This is a genomic window from Halopseudomonas pelagia (assembly GCF_009497895.1).
Classification (GTDB): domain Bacteria; phylum Pseudomonadota; class Gammaproteobacteria; order Pseudomonadales; family Pseudomonadaceae; genus Halopseudomonas; species Halopseudomonas pelagia_A.
In genome coordinates this window covers 4,294,845-4,310,772 of sequence record NZ_CP033116.1, presented here as the reverse complement: position 1 = coordinate 4,310,772, position 15,928 = coordinate 4,294,845, and the positions used below count along the sequence as shown (strand labels likewise).

The 15,928-nt window shown below is 54.8% G+C and carries 13 protein-coding genes and 1 pseudogene; 12 read left to right on the top strand and 2 right to left on the bottom strand.

What is annotated here, in order from left to right; all coding sequences use genetic code 11:
- Positions 1 to 171: 171 nt before the first annotated feature.
- Both EAO82_RS19800 and EAO82_RS19795 read right to left on the bottom strand, forming a co-directional pair.
- Positions 172 to 1,512 carry an ATP-binding protein gene (locus tag EAO82_RS19800; protein ID WP_096348542.1) on the bottom strand — a complete coding sequence of 447 codons (1,341 nt, stop codon included), beginning with the start codon at positions 1,510 to 1,512 and terminating at the stop codon, positions 172 to 174.
- On the bottom strand, positions 1,499 to 2,164 hold the full coding sequence (locus EAO82_RS19795) for a response regulator transcription factor (protein WP_096348541.1): 666 nt from the start codon (positions 2,162 to 2,164) through the stop codon (positions 1,499 to 1,501). The genes EAO82_RS19800 and EAO82_RS19795 overlap by 14 nt, the downstream gene beginning before the upstream one ends.
- 200 nt (positions 2,165 to 2,364) lie before the next feature.
- Here EAO82_RS19795 and EAO82_RS19790 point away from each other — a divergent pair, with 200 nt between their 5' ends.
- From EAO82_RS19790 to EAO82_RS19735, 12 genes and pseudogenes are all read left to right on the top strand, one after another.
- On the top strand, positions 2,365 to 2,931 hold the full coding sequence (locus EAO82_RS19790) for a cupredoxin domain-containing protein (protein WP_096348540.1): 567 nt from the start codon (positions 2,365 to 2,367) through the stop codon (positions 2,929 to 2,931).
- Positions 2,932 to 3,014: 83 nt separating this feature from the next.
- Positions 3,015 to 4,751 carry a copper resistance system multicopper oxidase gene (locus EAO82_RS19785; protein WP_096348539.1) on the top strand — a complete coding sequence of 579 codons (1,737 nt, stop codon included), beginning with the start codon at positions 3,015 to 3,017 and terminating at the stop codon, positions 4,749 to 4,751.
- Positions 4,752 to 4,795: 44 nt separating this feature from the next.
- Complete coding sequence (locus EAO82_RS19780; RefSeq protein ID WP_231703382.1) at positions 4,796 to 5,497, top strand: copper resistance protein B; 702 nt, start codon at positions 4,796 to 4,798, stop codon at positions 5,495 to 5,497.
- Positions 5,498 to 5,596: 99 nt separating this feature from the next.
- Complete coding sequence (locus EAO82_RS19775) at positions 5,597 to 6,949, top strand: APC family permease (RefSeq protein WP_096348537.1); 1,353 nt, start codon at positions 5,597 to 5,599, stop codon at positions 6,947 to 6,949.
- A gap of 30 nt (positions 6,950 to 6,979) precedes the next feature.
- Entirely contained in the window at positions 6,980 to 7,204 is a 225-nt protein-coding gene (locus EAO82_RS19770) for a hypothetical protein (protein WP_096348536.1), read from the top strand.
- On the top strand, positions 7,197 to 9,533 hold the full coding sequence (locus EAO82_RS19765; RefSeq protein ID WP_096348535.1) for a heavy metal translocating P-type ATPase: 2,337 nt from the start codon (positions 7,197 to 7,199) through the stop codon (positions 9,531 to 9,533). The genes EAO82_RS19770 and EAO82_RS19765 overlap by 8 nt, the downstream gene beginning before the upstream one ends.
- 303 nt (positions 9,534 to 9,836) lie before the next feature.
- Positions 9,837 to 10,450: pseudogene (locus tag EAO82_RS19760) on the top strand (tyrosine-type recombinase/integrase).
- A gap of 111 nt (positions 10,451 to 10,561) precedes the next feature.
- Positions 10,562 to 11,992: an IS1182 family transposase gene (locus EAO82_RS19755; protein ID WP_153274308.1), complete on the top strand. Its 1,431-nt coding sequence runs from the start codon at positions 10,562 to 10,564 to the stop codon at positions 11,990 to 11,992.
- 329 nt (positions 11,993 to 12,321) lie between these two features.
- Positions 12,322 to 12,690 carry a hypothetical protein gene (locus EAO82_RS19750; RefSeq protein ID WP_153274307.1) on the top strand — a complete coding sequence of 123 codons (369 nt, stop codon included), beginning with the start codon at positions 12,322 to 12,324 and terminating at the stop codon, positions 12,688 to 12,690.
- 68 nt (positions 12,691 to 12,758) lie between these two features.
- On the top strand, positions 12,759 to 13,085 hold the full coding sequence (locus EAO82_RS19745) for a hypothetical protein (protein ID WP_153274306.1): 327 nt from the start codon (positions 12,759 to 12,761) through the stop codon (positions 13,083 to 13,085).
- A 10-nt stretch (positions 13,086 to 13,095) separates the two neighbouring features.
- Positions 13,096 to 14,514 carry a TolC family protein gene (locus tag EAO82_RS19740; RefSeq protein WP_153274305.1) on the top strand — a complete coding sequence of 473 codons (1,419 nt, stop codon included), beginning with the start codon at positions 13,096 to 13,098 and terminating at the stop codon, positions 14,512 to 14,514.
- A gap of 1 nt (position 14,515) precedes the next feature.
- On the top strand, positions 14,516 to 15,907 hold the full coding sequence (locus EAO82_RS19735) for a multicopper oxidase family protein (protein WP_153274304.1): 1,392 nt from the start codon (positions 14,516 to 14,518) through the stop codon (positions 15,905 to 15,907).
- The last annotated feature ends 21 nt before the right edge of the window (positions 15,908 to 15,928 follow it).

Genomic DNA, 15,928 nt, shown 5'->3' with positions numbered 1-15,928 from the left:
GCTTTGACAAAGGGATGCGATGGGCTTTCGGTCCGAAGCGATCAGTGGGCTATGGACGCAACAGAGTGGTTTGCTTAAAAACGCTTCTTCCTATGGACATCCGCACGCGGACTGGATTGAAGGGCTGGCTGCGTTCGTGGTAATGACCATACTTGTGACTCCAATCTGTCATTAGGTTTTTCGGTGGAAAACGATCGCAATTTTTAAGCCACCCAAGGAACTGTGTGAAAAATGTGTCTGCCCACTATAGCGTTCGACTATATCGCAAACGATTGCCAGTCCCAGGCCATGTCCGGGCGTCTGCTCGTCCAGTCTCAATCCACGTTTACCTAACGCACTTACCGCGTCTTGTGCAACGCCAGTGCCATCGTCAGCCACGACGATAAGCATCTGCTTGTTGTCTTCTCTAAGGGATAGGTCGACGAAGGTTGATGACCACTTGCCGGCGTTATCCAGAAGATTGCCAAGAATTTCGCTCAGGTCGTGTTCTTCAACAGGCCAGCGATGTTCTTCCGTCATATCTGTAGTTAACTCGAACGATTTTTCGGGATACAAACGACCAAACATCCATAAAAGATCCCTTGCCTGTTTCACCGGAAAAGCGCTTTTCCCGACCTGGGGTCCAGCAAAGCGGCTACGCCGCATCTCTGCCTCCAGTTGCTTGTCGATATCACCGAGTCGCGATCCCATTTCGCGCCTCAAGTCATCGTCCAGCGGGCGACTGGTGTCTTCCAGAATCTGCCTGACCGCTGCGATCGGCGTCTTGACGCTGTGGGACAGGTTAGCGAGCGCATCCCGCGAGCGTTCAAGGCGCCGGTCAAGAAAATCAAGCAGCTGATTGAGCTGTTTAACTAGAGGCTGTAGCTCCTCTGGCGCCTTGACGTGAATTCGCGATACCTCACCGCCTTGCAGTTTTTTCAGTGAAGCCTGGAGCGATATAACCGGCCGCATAGACAGGGTGATGCCAATCCAGATAACGCCCACGAGTAATAAAATCAGCATGATGGATACAATCGCCGTCCAGGCATGCAGCTCTGCCTGGCTGGCCTTCAGCGCTGCCATGTCTTCGGACACGATGACGACTAAAGGCTGATCATTCACTACGAATGCTTTTCTAAAGGCGATGACATCGGATGGCGCACCGGCTGCAGAGGTTTTACGCACTCTGATCGCGCCCTGTTGATCTGATTGCAGCAAGGGGCCTAGTAATGTCTCCCAGGTACTGGGTGAAATAATGGTCTGGGTTGGAGACTGAATGGCGAAAGAATGGTGAAAAACCTCTTGGAAATAGTCACCTGTGCGTAACGTGTCTATCTTGCCATCGGATTGGCGTATCTGCGTTTCGAGAAAGGCCACTTCATCTTGCAGCCGACTTTCAACAAAGTTCCAGGACATTCTCTCCAATAGAATACCGTGAACAAGCCAGGCGGTTGCCATTAGGGCTATACCCGAAGGTAGCAACAGCGCCAACAGTGTGCCCTTGACCGATGTTGGTTTTTTAAACAGCATCATCAAATAAATACCCCTGACCGCGTCGTGTCGCGATGGTATTGGCTCCCACTAATTTTCTGAGGCGGCGTATGTACGCCTCGATTATATTGTCGCTCGGGCTTTCGCTCAGGTTGTAGAGCTGCTCCATGAGCTGTTCCTTGGAAAAAACCTGACCAGGCCGGCTCATCAGACAGCGCAGCAGGCGGAATTCGGTACCGGTCAGGCTATGCTCTGAGCCATCTTTGATCTTCAGGCTTTGGCGATTTTCGTCCAGTTCAAAGCCGCCCGCTTTCACCGACGTGTGAACGCGCCCCTCACTTCGGCGCACGATGGCGTTAAGCCGTGCCACCAGCTCTTCCGTCCGGAATGGTTTGGTCAGGTAGTCATCGGCGCCCGCTTTCAGGCCATTTACCTTATCTTGCCAATCCCCGCGCGCCGTCAGGATCAATACTGGGAAGCTGGCGTTGCTGGAGCGCCAGCTGCGGAGTACATCCAGACCATTGCCATCCGGTAGCCCCAGATCCAGAACGCCCACCCTATAGTCTTCTTGCTCACCCAGAAGGATGGCTTCTTTAGCGGTTTGCGTCCTGTCCACGCTAAAACCCGCTTTCTCAAGCTGGCTGGCGAGCCCTTCGGCTAACAAGCAGTCATCCTCCACCAGCAGTAGTCTCATCAGTTGTTTCCTCCGCAATCTGAGCACAGTCGATTTGAGTGTCACTGATTCACCTGAACTCTGCCTGAATAGAAAACAGCTGGATATATTCAGAAAGGATTCAGGTTGATGGACGATGATAATCATCAATCTGGACGTACGTGCTTGCAAACAGCAAGCCCACAGCCCCTGACTGGGGCCAAATAACAGGAGAGGCTTTAATGAGCTTATCAAGATTTGCAGTAGCAGCAATGGCTATGTCGGTTTCGGTTTCGGTTCTGGCTCTTGGGGCTGGAGCTCACGACGGAGGACACGGAAAAGCCGTGAATATCGGTGAGGCGGCCAATGCCTCTGATGCAAGCCGCACCATTAACGTTGTGATGCATGACAATTATTACGAGCCTGAAGCCATTGACGTCAAGCCAGGTGAAACCGTGCGCTTTGTGATTGAGAACAAGGGTAGCCTGGTCCATGAGTTCAATATTGGCACGGCGTCTATGCATGAGGCTCACCAAGCCGAAATGATGATGATGGTTGAGCACGGGGTCATTCAGGGCGGTAAGTTGAACAAAGAGATGATGGGTATGGATCACAGCATGATGGGCATGGACATGGATATGGGCAAAGGCCACTCCATGAAGCATGACGATCCCAATAGCGTGTTGCTGGAGCCGGGTGAGAACAAGGAAATCATTTGGAAATTTGCAGAGAAAGGCGCCATCGAGTTTGCCTGCAACGTTCCCGGCCATTACCAGGCTGGCATGTACGGCGATGTGAATTTTAACTGATCGGTTTTCTAGCTAGATAAATGCCCGACATGTTGCATGTCGGGTAGATCTCTATGCATTCAAGCAGTTGGGAGTAGTGATCCATGAAGACAGCTCTTTTGGCAGGCGCATTGGGCCTGCTTTTGCCGGCTATTGGTCTGGCGGGTGAATACAGCCTTACGGTCGATCGAGTACAGATCGATACCGGCGACTTCGTTAAAGAAGGTATTGGTTACAATGGTAAATCTCCAGGGCCGGTTATGCGGTTCAAGGAAGGCGAAGAGGTGTCAATCAAGGTCACTAACAACCTGGATGAGATGACCTCCATTCACTGGCATGGCTTGATCCTTCCGTACAAGCAGGATGGCGTCCCGGGGATCAGTTTTCCGGGTATCAAGCCGGGCGAAACTTTCACCTATAACTTCCCCATCACACAGTCGGGAACCTACTGGTTTCACAGTCACTCTGGTTTCCAGGAGCCCGATGGCGCCTATGGGGCCATTGTTATTGAGCCTGAGGGGCGTGAACCCTTTCGATACGACCGCGATTATGTAGTGCAGTTAACCGACAAGCATCCGCATACCGGCGACCGCATCATGCGTAATCTCAAAATGATGCCGGACTATTACAACCGCGAGCAACAAACGGTTGGGGAGTTCTTTTCCGACGCGGCTGAAAAAGGCTTTATGAATACGCTGAAAGATCGCCTGGCGTGGGGCGATATGCGCATGATGAAAGCGGACGTCGAAGACCTGCAGGGTTTTACGGGCCTCATTAACGGCAAGGGTCCGGAGCAGAACTGGACTGGCATTTTTGAGCCGGGTGAGCGAATCCGGCTGCGCTTCATCAACTCCTCGGCCATGACGTACTTTGATATTCGGATTCCCGGACTGGAAATGACCGTTGTTCAGGCGGACGGCAACAATGTTCAGCCCGTCAGCGTTGATGAGTTTCGTATTGGCGTTGCCGAAACCTTCGACGTGATTGTTCGACCTAAAGACGCTCAGGCGTACACGATTTTTGCTGAATCCATGGGGCGTTCAGGCTATGCCAGGGCAACCCTTGCACCTGAAATGGGCATGGTAGCCGAAGTGCCAGAACTGCGTGAAGCTGCCCGGCTGACCATGGCCGACATGGGCGGCATGGAAGGTATGGATCACGGCAGCATGGCCGGTATGGAGGGCATGGACCACTCCAATATGGCTGGCATGGACGGCATGGACGGCATGCAGGGCATGGATCACTCCAATATGGCCGGCATGGACCATTCCAACATGGGTCAAGGATCAGCGATGGCTGACACTGGTGCCAGCGATCCCTTCTACGCTCAGGGCAGTGGCCTGATTCCAACGGCAGCCAATGGCGGCAAGTTTCTGTCTTATGCAGACCTGAAAGCTCAGAAGCCACTCTTTGAGGCGCGTGAAGCCACCCGGGAAATTGAAATGCGCCTCACCGGGAACATGGAGCGCTACACCTGGAGCATCAATGGTGTCAAATACGAGGATGCCGATCCCGTCCGTCTCCAGTACGGCGAGCGCGTTCGCTTCAAATTCGTCAACGAAACCATGATGACCCACCCCATGCACCTGCATGGCATGTGGTCCATTCTGGATGTTGGCGCCGGCCAGTTGAACCCAGTCAAGCATACGATCAGTGTTCAGCCGGGCACTACGGTCTATATGGAGACCGAGGTAGATGCGCCCGGACAGTGGGCATTCCATTGTCACCTGTCCTATCACGCCGCGGCGGGAATGTTCCGCAAGATTATTGTTGAAGGCGGACCTGAGACTGCAAGGGCAGCCGTGAGCGAGCAATCGGTCAAATTAGGAGGTGGGGCATGAGTTTTTTCAAGTCTCTGGCGGTGACCACATTAACCGGTCTGGTGATGATGCCCGCGCTGGGTCTTGCCCAGGAGCGGAGGCAGGACACAACCCCGCGTAAGGATCCCTTGAAGGTCTGGGGCGCTCAATTCGAAGAGTTTGAATACCGCTACAGTGATGACGATGAAGAGCTGGGTGTATGGAGTGGAGATTTCTTCTATGGCACAGACGATCTGAAAGTACGTTGGCTGACCAAAGGCGAATATGCCATAGAAGAGCAGGCTTATGAAAAGCTTGAGAATCAGCTGGTAGGGCAGATACCTGTCTCGGATTTCTTTGATGCCAAAGCGGGAATCCGGTTCGACACCCCGGAAGGTCCAGACCGTACCTATGCTGTTCTGGGTATTGCCGGCCTGGCGCCCCAGTGGTTTGAGATTGATGCCAACTTCTACGTGAGCAAGGATGGAGACACCTCCGCTGAACTGGATGCGGAGTACGAGCTGTTGCTGACCAACTACTGGATCCTGGCCGCCGCTTTCGATGCAACTGTCGCATTCAGCGAGGATCGCGAGATTGGTGTTGGCAAAGGTCTGGTATCGACTGAAACCGGACTGCGGCTGAGGTATGACCTGATAGATCGCTCTTTCTCCCCCTATATCGGCGTCGTACATGAGCGCAAGTATGGGGACACTGCTGACTTTGCTAGAGCCGATGGAGCTGGCACCGAACAATGGTTTGCCGTTATCGGCGCAAGACTGTCCTTTTAAGGGCCTGAACCGCTATTGGGCCTGCGCGGCCCGGGTTGAACAACCTCGGGTTGCTTGCTGTCCAAATATTCTGGTCATGAGTATTTAGCAGGAGGTTATATGAGCAAGGAGCAAGACAGGACCACGCATTACAACGAGGGTAGCCTGACACTGGCAGGTACTGTCATGTTGGGCACTGGCGTCATGATTGGCGCCGGTATCTTTGCGCTTACAGGTCAAATGGCAGAGATGACAGGTGCGCTTTTCCCCCTGGCCTTTTTGGCTGCGGCTGTCATTGTGTCTTTTAGTTCTTACTCCTACATCAAGATTTCCAATGCCTATCCGTCTGCTGGCGGCATTGGCATGTATCTGCACAAGGCATACGGTGATCGGCTACCAACCGCATTTCATGCCTTGCTGATGTATTTCTCGATGGTGATCGCCCAGAGTTTTCTCGCCCGTACATTTGGCTCCTATACGATGCAGTTGTTTGGCGGCGATGAGAGCGGACTTATGGTGCCGATTCTCGGGGTATCACTGATCCTGGCCGCATTTGTGATTAACCTGCTGGGCAACCAGATGGTTCAGGGCGTTGCATCTTTTATTGGTGTGTTAAAGATCACCGGTATTTTGATCATCGGTTTGGTAGGTGTCTGGTTGGCAGACAGTCTTGCTGTCGACTTTTCCAGCACGGGTGAGACCGGGGTCGCTGGCAACTTCTTGGGTGCAACTGCGCTGGGCATACTGGCGTTCAAGGGTTTCACCACCATCACCAACAGTGGGTCCGAGGTGAAGGACCCGCGTCGAAACGTTGGCCGCGCCATCATCATTTCCATTGTCGCCTGCGTGGTGATCTATACCCTGGTTGGCTTCGCTGTCGCCAGTAACCTGTCCCTCGCCGAGATTATCGAAACCCGGGACTACTCCTTGGCTGCCGCCGCTCGCCCGGTACTCGGTGAGTACGGAGTATGGTTTACCGTGGCAATCGCCATGATGGCAACAGCCGGCGGCATCCTCGCCAGTATCTTTGCAGTATCGCGCATGCTCGCCATGTTGACCGAAATGAAACTGGTACCGCATAGCCACTTCGGGATGTCGGGCAGCATTCAAAAGCACACACTCGTTTATACGGTGGTGTTGGGTCTGATCCTGACCGCCTTTTTTGATCTTTCCCGGATTGCGGCCCTTGGGATTATCTTCTACCTGATTATGGACATCGCCATTCATTGGGGGGTGTTGCGTTATCTGCGCGAGGATGTGAAGGCCGTGAGTTGGGTACCGGTAGTAGCCATTATGCTGGATCTGCTGGCGCTCGGCGGCTTTGTCTGGGTCAAGCTGAACTCAGATCCCTTCGTGCTGGGCGTGGCAGTTGTGGCCATGATCGTGATTGCGATTGGCGAGCAGGTATTCCTGACATCGTCAGCACGGAAAAAAGCGGTGGATGATGAGCATGCTCACGCAGACCACCATTGATATCTACGATTTGAAAAGGAGGTCAACACCATGATGAACGAGAGCATGTACGGAAATGCCATGTGGAGTGGGCACTGGCTATGGACGCTGGTGGTAGCCATCGTCGTCGTGCCGGTCTGGCAAATATGTCGGCGCACTGGATATCCGGGCTGGCTGGGACTGTTGATGCTGATTCCGATGGTCAATCTGGTTTTGTTGTACTTTATCGCTTTTGCCGACTGGCCAGCGCATAAAGCTGGAACAGGCAATGAGTGATCACCAGCACGATCATCATGATCATGAAAGCCGCGGCGAAAACGCTGTAAAAGACCCTGTTTGCGGCATGTCGGTCGATCCGCATACGGCAGAACATCGCAGCCAGCATGCAGGCAAGAGCTGGTACTTTTGCTCTTCCAGATGCCAGTCAAAGTTTGAAGACGATTCAGAGAAGTACCTCGGCGAAAAGAGTGCCGAGGCAGAGCCGGTTGCACCCGGTACCATGTACACCTGCCCGATGCACCCCGAGATCCGTCAGCAAGGCCCCGGTGATTGTCCCATCTGCGGCATGGGTCTGGAGCCTGAAGAAGTCAGCCTGAATGATGGACCTTCTGCAGAACTCACTGACATGACGCGTCGATTCTGGATCGGTCTTGTTTTGACGCTTCCGGTATTTCTGCTTGAGATGGGCGGTCACCTGACGGGGCTTGATCACATCGTGTCGCCGCAAATATCCAACTGGATTCAACTGCTACTGGCCACCCCGGTAGTGGTTTATTGCGGCTGGCCGTTCTTTGTTCGGGGCTGGAAATCTGTCCTCAGCCGTAACCTGAACATGTTCACGCTGATATCCATCGGTACCGGCGTTGCGTTGTTTTATAGCCTGGTCGCAACATTGATGCCGCAGATTTTCCCCGGCGCCTTCCGCCAGGAAGATGGCTCGGTCGCTGTGTATTTCGAGGCCGCGGCCGTTATCGTGGTGCTGGTGTTACTCGGACAGGTTCTGGAGCTGCGTGCTCGAGAGAAAACCTCTGGCGCCATCAAGGCCTTGCTTGATCTTGCCCCAGCAACCGCCAGAAAGCTGTCCGATGACGGTGACGAGTCCGATGTCACCCTTGAACAGATAAAGGTCGGCGACCGCCTCCGGGTGCGCCCCGGCGACAAGGTACCACTGGATGGTGAAGTCCTTGAAGGCAGCTCCAATGTAGATGAATCCATGGTAACCGGAGAGCCTTTGGCGGTCAGTAAAAAGGCCGGCGCCCAGGTGGTTGGCGGCAGCATCAACCAGCAGGGCAGTTTCATCATGCGCGCCGACAAGGTAGGCCGCGACACCATGCTCTCCCAGATTGTGCAAATGGTGGCAAACGCCCAGCGCAGTCGTGCACCAATTCAGGGTCTGGCAGATAAAGTAGCCGGTTGGTTCGTGCCGGCGGTCATCGTCATCGCCGTTATTGCGTTTGTCGTCTGGTCAATATACGGACCCACGCCGCCGATGGCTTTTGGGCTGATTGCCGCGGTAAGTGTATTGATCATTGCCTGCCCCTGCGCCCTTGGTTTGGCAACGCCCATGTCGATCATGGTGGGTGTTGGTCGTGGCGCTCAGATTGGGGTGCTGATCCGTGACGCGGAAGCCCTCGAGCGCATGGAGAAAGTAGATACGGTCGTGGTGGACAAAACCGGCACGCTGACCGAAGGCAAGCCGCAGGTGACCAAGCTGGTGACGGCTGACGGCTTCAGTGATGAGGACCTGATGCGCTACGCCGCTGGTCTTGAAAAGGGCAGTGAGCATCCGCTGGCACATGCCATTATCGAGAAAGCCAAAGCCATGCAGCTGACGCTCTCTGATGCCTATAATTTCGACTCCCCAAACGGTAAAGGAGTGACCGGCAAGATCGATGGCAAGCGGGTCCTGCTCGGCAATCGGCTGCTTATGGAGTCTGAGGCTGTCGATACTTCCGCTTTTGACAAAGAGGCAGACGAGCTTCGTAAAGACGGAGCCACGGTGATTTTTGCCGCAGTGGACGGGAAGATCTGCGGGTTACTTGCGATCGCCGATCCGGTTAAGGAGACCACCGCAGCGGCTATTGCAGCGTTACAAAATGAGGGCGTTCGCGTGGTCATGCTGACGGGCGACAATCGCACCTCCGCCGAGGCTGTAGCCCGTAAACTGCGTATTGATGAGGTAGAAGCAGAAGTGCTGCCCGAAGACAAAGGCAAGATCGTCCAGCGTCTCAAGGATGAAGGCCGGATTGTGGCGATGGCCGGTGATGGTGTGAACGATGCCCCCGCCCTGGCCACCGCAGACGTTGGTATCGCTATGGGCACGGGCACGGATGTCGCCATTGAAAGTTCGGGCATTACGCTCCTGCGCGGTGATCTGATGGGGATTGTTGAAGCACGGAAGTTGTCACGCGCTACGATGCGCAATATTCGGCAAAACCTGTTTTTCGCCTTCGTTTACAACGCTGCGGGAATACCGGTTGCGGCGGGGCTTCTGTACCCATTTACCGGCATTCTGTTGTCGCCAATCATTGCGGCAGCGGCTATGTCGTTGTCTTCGGTCAGCGTGATCACCAATGCCTTACGACTGAGGGTTATCAAGCTGTAAGCAAAGACCAGCGATGCCCCGTCAGTGGAGCCTCGGAGAAAACTCACCACTCGGTTTTCCTTGGGCTCCACATTATCCAAAGACAATTCCAAGAAAAACCGGGTGACTTCCTGCATTGAAGAACACCAGGCCGTCCCGCCATGGGCATTTGCAATCGATAAGGTTATAGCCAAACCCAACCCAGCGCTGCCAGCACTGAATAGCCCCCAGATTCATAGACAGTTTTGAGCGGCTGCTCTTGGCCGGTTAGCGCTTTTTGCCATTAAGGGGCATGGTTATCCTCCATAACGTGGAGGACAAGCCATGAACACCAGTGTTGCTCGTGAACCCTGGAATCAAGGCAAGCTAGTCGGGCAGAACCCGCCGCTTCGACTCAGAGATATCTGGTCTATTCGAGTAAGGCTCCAAATTGCTGAAAAAACTCGATATCTAGCTCTTTTCAATTTGGCAATCGACAGCAAGTTACGGGCCTGTGATTTGACGAAGCTACGGGTGCGCGACATCGCCCATGGTGCACAAGTATCGTCTCGGGCAATTGTGATGCAGCAGAAAACTCATCGACCAGTCCAGTTCGAAATCACCGAACAAACCCGGACGGCTCTAGAAGCCTGGATACATAAGGCCCAACTGCGAAGTGAGGATTTCCTGTTTCCGAGCAGATTGCACGCCTCAGCCGACCTTTCCATCAGACAATACGCTCGAATCGTCAAAGCCTGGGTAATAACCATTGATCTTGATCCGGTCATGTACGGCACCCATACGCTAATGCGCACCAAGGCTTCACTGATCTACCGTAGGACGAAGAGCCTCAGGGCAGTTCAGCTTCTACTGGGCCAACGAAGTTGGAAAGCACGGTCCGGTATTTAGGAATCGAAGTGGACGACGCTCTTGATATGGCAGAACAGACCGAAGTCTGACCAGCGATAGCGCCGGCTTAACCAGACCGGCGCTATCCGGCCCAGAGTGTGTAAAAACGCTATCTCAGACCCTTGCTATAATTTCTGAGAATCTCATTGCAAGGGAAATCAATGAAACGGTTTATCCAGGGTGAACACCGAGGTCAAAGCACCTTGCTTCCCGAAAGCCTCGACGACTACGTCAGCGATATCAATCCAGTGCGCGTGGTCGATGTCTTCGTCGATGAACTCGACCTAGCCAAACTGGGTTTCGATGGTGTGATTCCAGCCGAAACCGGCAGGCCTGCTTATCACCCTGCGATCCTGCTGAAGATCTATATCTACGGCTACCTGAACCGCATTCAATCCAGCCGTCGTCTGGAGCGTGAAGCCCAGCGCAACGTAGAGCTGATGTGGTTAACAGGTCGCTTGATGCCCGACTTCAAGACCATCGCCAACTTCCGAAAAGACAACAGCAAAGCTATTCGCGGCGTCTGCCGTCAGTTCGTTTTGCTCTGCCAGCAGTTGGGGCTGTTTAGCGAAAACCTGGTTGCCATTGACGGCAGTAAATTCAAGGCGGTTAACAACCGCGACCGGAACTTCACTAGTGCGAAGCTGAAGCGGCGCATGGAAGAAATCGAGGCGAGCATCAGCCGTTATTTGGCCTCACTCGATGCGGCTGATCGCCAGATACCTAGCGACTCTAAACCAGATACGGTGAGCTTGGAAGATAAAATCGCCAAGCTCAAAGCACAGATGAAAGAGCTTCAGGGGATTGAGTCACAGCTCAACGAATCGCCAGATAAACAGGTTTCGCTGACCGACCCGGATGCCCGTTCGATGATGACGCGCGGCAGCGGGATCGTTGGCTACAACGTACAGACGGCTGTCGACACGCAGCACCATTTGATCGTTGCTCACGAGGTCACCAACCGAGGTTCTGACCGTGACCAACTCAGTTCAATGGCGAAGCAGGCTCGTGAAGCCATCGGCGTAGAAACGCTGTCGGTAGTTGCCGACCGAGGCTATTTCAAAGGCGAAGAAATCCTGGCTTGTTACGACGCAAACGTCACCGCCTACGTGCCGAAGCCGATGACTTCAAGCGCCAAAGCTGATGGCCGATTCAACAAAGATGCCTTCGTGTATGACGCGACCAGAAACGAATACACGTGCCCGGCGGGAGAGGCCCTGATCTGGCGATTTTCCAGCGTTGAGAAAGGCATGAATATGCATTGCTACTGGAGTTCAAAGTGTCAGAGTTGCACGCTGAAAAGCCAGTGCACACCAAGCACAAATCGTCGAGTAAAGCGTTGGGAGCATGAAGCTGTGCTTGAGGAAATGCAGCGACGGCTGACCAGAGCACCAGAGATGATGAAGGTTCGAAAGCGGACTGTTGAGCATCCCTTCGGGACGCTCAAGCAATGGATGGGGGCGACACACTTCCTGACTCGAAAACTGAACGGGGTGAGTGCGGAGATGAGCTTGAATGTGCTCGCCTATAACATGAAGCGGGTTATGAAAATCATCGGTACAGAAGGCTTGCTGAAGGCGATGGCGGCGTAAAAGCCTCAGCTTTTACTGCTCCAGGAGATGCCGAAGAGCTCCATACACGTTCTGACGCGCTATCGACACTGATCTTGGCAAATGTCCGGAAAATCGCCTCGCCCAAGAGCACTGGGCTTAGTCATCCAACATGCGAAAAGTGTTTTTACACACTCTGGGCCAATAGCGGACGTCTCTCGCATATGCATGATCAGTCCGATTAACCTAGAAGCCTCACAAATAAGCAGACCTAGAATGATGGCATAGAAATTACAACTTGTTGCGTCGGCAACTGGATAAATATGGCCGTCAGCGGTAATCTCCGTATAACAACTCCATCAGGGTGCTTGATGAAAACTGGCGTACTACGTACCTGTCTGCTTTGGCTGATGATCTTGATCATCCCGGCCCAGGCAGTTGCGGGTGCGTTTTCTACGTCTTGTGCAGCTACACCTCCTGCCACGCAGCAGAACGAGATGCCAGTTGAGCATGCCCATCATGCGATGGCCGAGCAGACCCATGATGACACCGGTCAAGTGGTGCATAGCGGTTGTGTGCTTTGCGCGGTCAGTTGTCATGGCATCAGTGCTCTGACCAGTTGCAACAGCGAGCCTTTGGCTGTGTTTGCTCCGGTACTCTCTGGCGTACCGGCCTATCTATTGTTTGTCGGGCAAACCCCCGAGCCACTCAAACGACCTCCCCGCACCGTCCTCCTCTGAAACGATAACGGCTCCTGTTGAGCTGAACATTTCTGATCGGTAACACCGATCTGATCGCAGAGGTGGTCATGTTTTCCCCAACGTATTGTATTGGCGGCTTATTAGCCGTTCTGGCGTGGCACAGTCACGCCCAGGCAACCCAGCCTGATCCATCTGGCGCCAACGTCGTCCCGCCAGTGACTTACCAATCTCCATTGCACAGCTATCGAGGCTTTGAGCACCAGGCTCCCGGCGACTGGCGTGAGGCCAATGCTACCGTCGGCCGTATAGGCGGTTGGCAAGCCTATGCGGCAGAGGTATGGGAGGCCAGCCAGTCGCAAGATGATGGCGCTGATGCCGGCATTGATAACGCTGCCGATGCTGGCGGCGACGCCAATTCGCATCAACATCATTAAGGAGCTGGTTATGAACAAGACCAATACGGCTCCCGCGCGTTTGGGTTTCATCGGCGTGCTGCTGTTGACCGTGGCGGGCTGCGCGGGGCTGGCGCCTCAGAGTAGCCTTGAACAGGTACAGCAACAGAGTGCTGAGCTGACCGGGCAGGATGCGCTGCATTGGGCCACCGAGCAGGATCAGCCGCCGGTGGTCCGCGAGCGTATCGCTGAGCTTCTGGCCGAGCCATTAGCGCTGGAAAGTGCAGTGGAGATTGCGCTGATGAACAATCCCGGGCTGCAAGCTCGCTTGTTTGATCTGGGTATCGCTGATGCGCAGCGGGTACAGGCGAGCCGTTTACCGAATCCCGGCTTTTCCATCGGGCGCATGACGCGTGGCAGCGAAGTGGAGTGGGAACGCGGGTTGCACCTTAATCTGGGCAGCTTGATCGCCTTGCCCTTAACCCGTCGCATAGCTGAGGGCCAGAATGCGCAGGTACAGCGGGAAGTCAGCTTGTCGGTGATGCGGTTGGCAACGGACACGCGTATAGCCTGGTATCGCGCGGTCGCAGCGCAGCAGAGTCTGGCTTATAGCGAGCAGGTTCTGCAGGCGGCTGATGCAGGCGCGGAAATGGCTCATCGTATGGCCGCCGTGGGTAATTACAGCGCCTTGCAGCAAGCCCGTGAGCAGAGCTTTTACGCGGAAGCAGCACTGTCTCACCTGCAGGCCAGACAAGAGCAGGTCGCCAGCCATGAGCGGCTGGTCCGCTTGCTTGGTTTATGGGGTGAGCAGACGAATTTCACCCTGCCAGAGCGGCTGCCGGATGTGCCTGCTGAGCCATTGGACCAGCCAGATATCGAGCAGCAGGCCATGGCCAGTCGCCTGGATGTCCAGGCGGCCCAGCAGGGTGCCGAGCGCCTGGCAACCAACCTGAAGCTGGGTAAGGCAACGCGCTTTATCAATGTGCTGGAACTGGGCATCAGCAATAACAGCTCCAACGAAGAGCCCGTGCAACGTGGCTATGAAATTACCGTTGAGCTTCCGTTGTTCGATTGGAGCGGTGCTCGCATGGCCGGCAACGAGGCGCGATACATGCAGCAGCTGCAGCGGACCGCCGAAGTCGCAATCAATGCGCGTTCGCAGGTACGGGAGAGCTATCAGGCTTATCGCACAGCCTGGGATGTGGCAGCGCATTATCGTGATGAAATCGTCCCCCTGCGCAAGCGTATCAGTGAGGAAAACATGTTGCTCTACAACGGCATGTTTATCGGTGTATTCGAGCTACTTGCTGATGCGCGGGAGCAGATCTCCACAGTCAATCGTTATCTGCAGGCCCAGAGTGACTTCTGGGTGGCTCAGTCTGAACTGGACCTGGTTCGTTTTGGGCCAGTAACGCCGAGCGAGGCCAATAGCGCTTCCACCACACCCGCTTCCCCCGCCGGAGGGCACTAACATGGTTTCACGACGTGATTTCTTTATGGGCGCGGGTGCCATAACGGCAGCCGTTGCTGCCTCTTCGGTCAGCCGGGTTTCTTTGGCGGGGTTGCCCGAGCCAGTAATTCAGAGCAGCCCGGAGACCATGGCGCCGCTGGAGCCGAATACTGGCAGGCCTTACAAGCCGGTTGTGACGCTGAATGGCTGGACGCTGCCCTGGCGCATGAATAACGGTGTAAAGGAGTTTCACCTGGTTGCTGAACCGGTAGTGCGAGAGATGGCCCCAGGCTTCAATGCCCATCTCTGGGGCTATAACGGCCAATCGCCTGGGCCTACCATTGAAGTGGTAGAGGGGGACCGGGTCCGTATTTTTGTTACCAACAAGCTGCCGGAACATACCAGTATCCATTGGCATGGGCAGCGTTTGCCCAACGGCATGGATGGGGTAGCCGGCTTGAATCAGCGTGCTATCCCGGCAGGCAAAACCTACGTGTATGAGTTCGAAGCCAAGCGCCCCGGCACCTTTATGTATCACCCGCATGCGGATGAGATGGTGCAGATGGCCATGGGCATGATGGGCTTCTGGGTAACCCACCCGCGCGATGCTCATCCCAATATTGACGAGGTAGACCGCGATTACTGTTTTCTACTTAACGCCTATGACGTCGAGCCGGGAAGCTACACACCCAAGATCATGGAGATGCTTGACTTCAATATCTGGACGTTCAACAGCAGGGTCTTTCCTGGAATTGATCCCCTGGTTGCGCGCAAGGATGACAAGGTGCGGATTCGCGTCGGCAACCTGACCATGACCAACCACCCGATACATCTGCACGGCCACGAGTTTGAAGTTACCGGGACCGACGGTGGGCCGGTACCGCGCGGTGCACGCTGGCCGGAGGTGACCACGGACGTAGCCGTTGGTCAGATGCGGCAGATCGAGTTTATCGCCAGCGATTTGGGTGATTGGGCTTTTCACTGCCACAAGAGCCACCACACCATGAACGCCATGGGCCACGACGTGCCGACGATGTTGGGTGTTGATCATCGCAAGGTGGTTACCCAGATCAATAGTCTGATCCCGGATTACATGGTCATGGGCGAGCGGGGTATGGCAGATATGGCGGAGATGCAGATGCCGCTTCCGGAGAACACCATACCGATGATGACCGGCGACGGACCTTTCGGCTCAGTGGAGATGGGCGGTATGTTCACCATGCTCAAGGTGCGAGCAGACCAGCCTGCTGGTGATTACAGCGATCCTGGCTGGTACCAGCAGCCGGAAGGCACCCAGGCTTTCGAGTGGACCGGGCCTCTGGCCGAGCCGGCGCGTTTCAAGTCCGAATCGACTACCGGCAAGCCGGCGGTTGAAGTGCAAGTACGCAAACCCACCGGGCATTCCGGACATTAATCTGCAACGGGAGATATACAG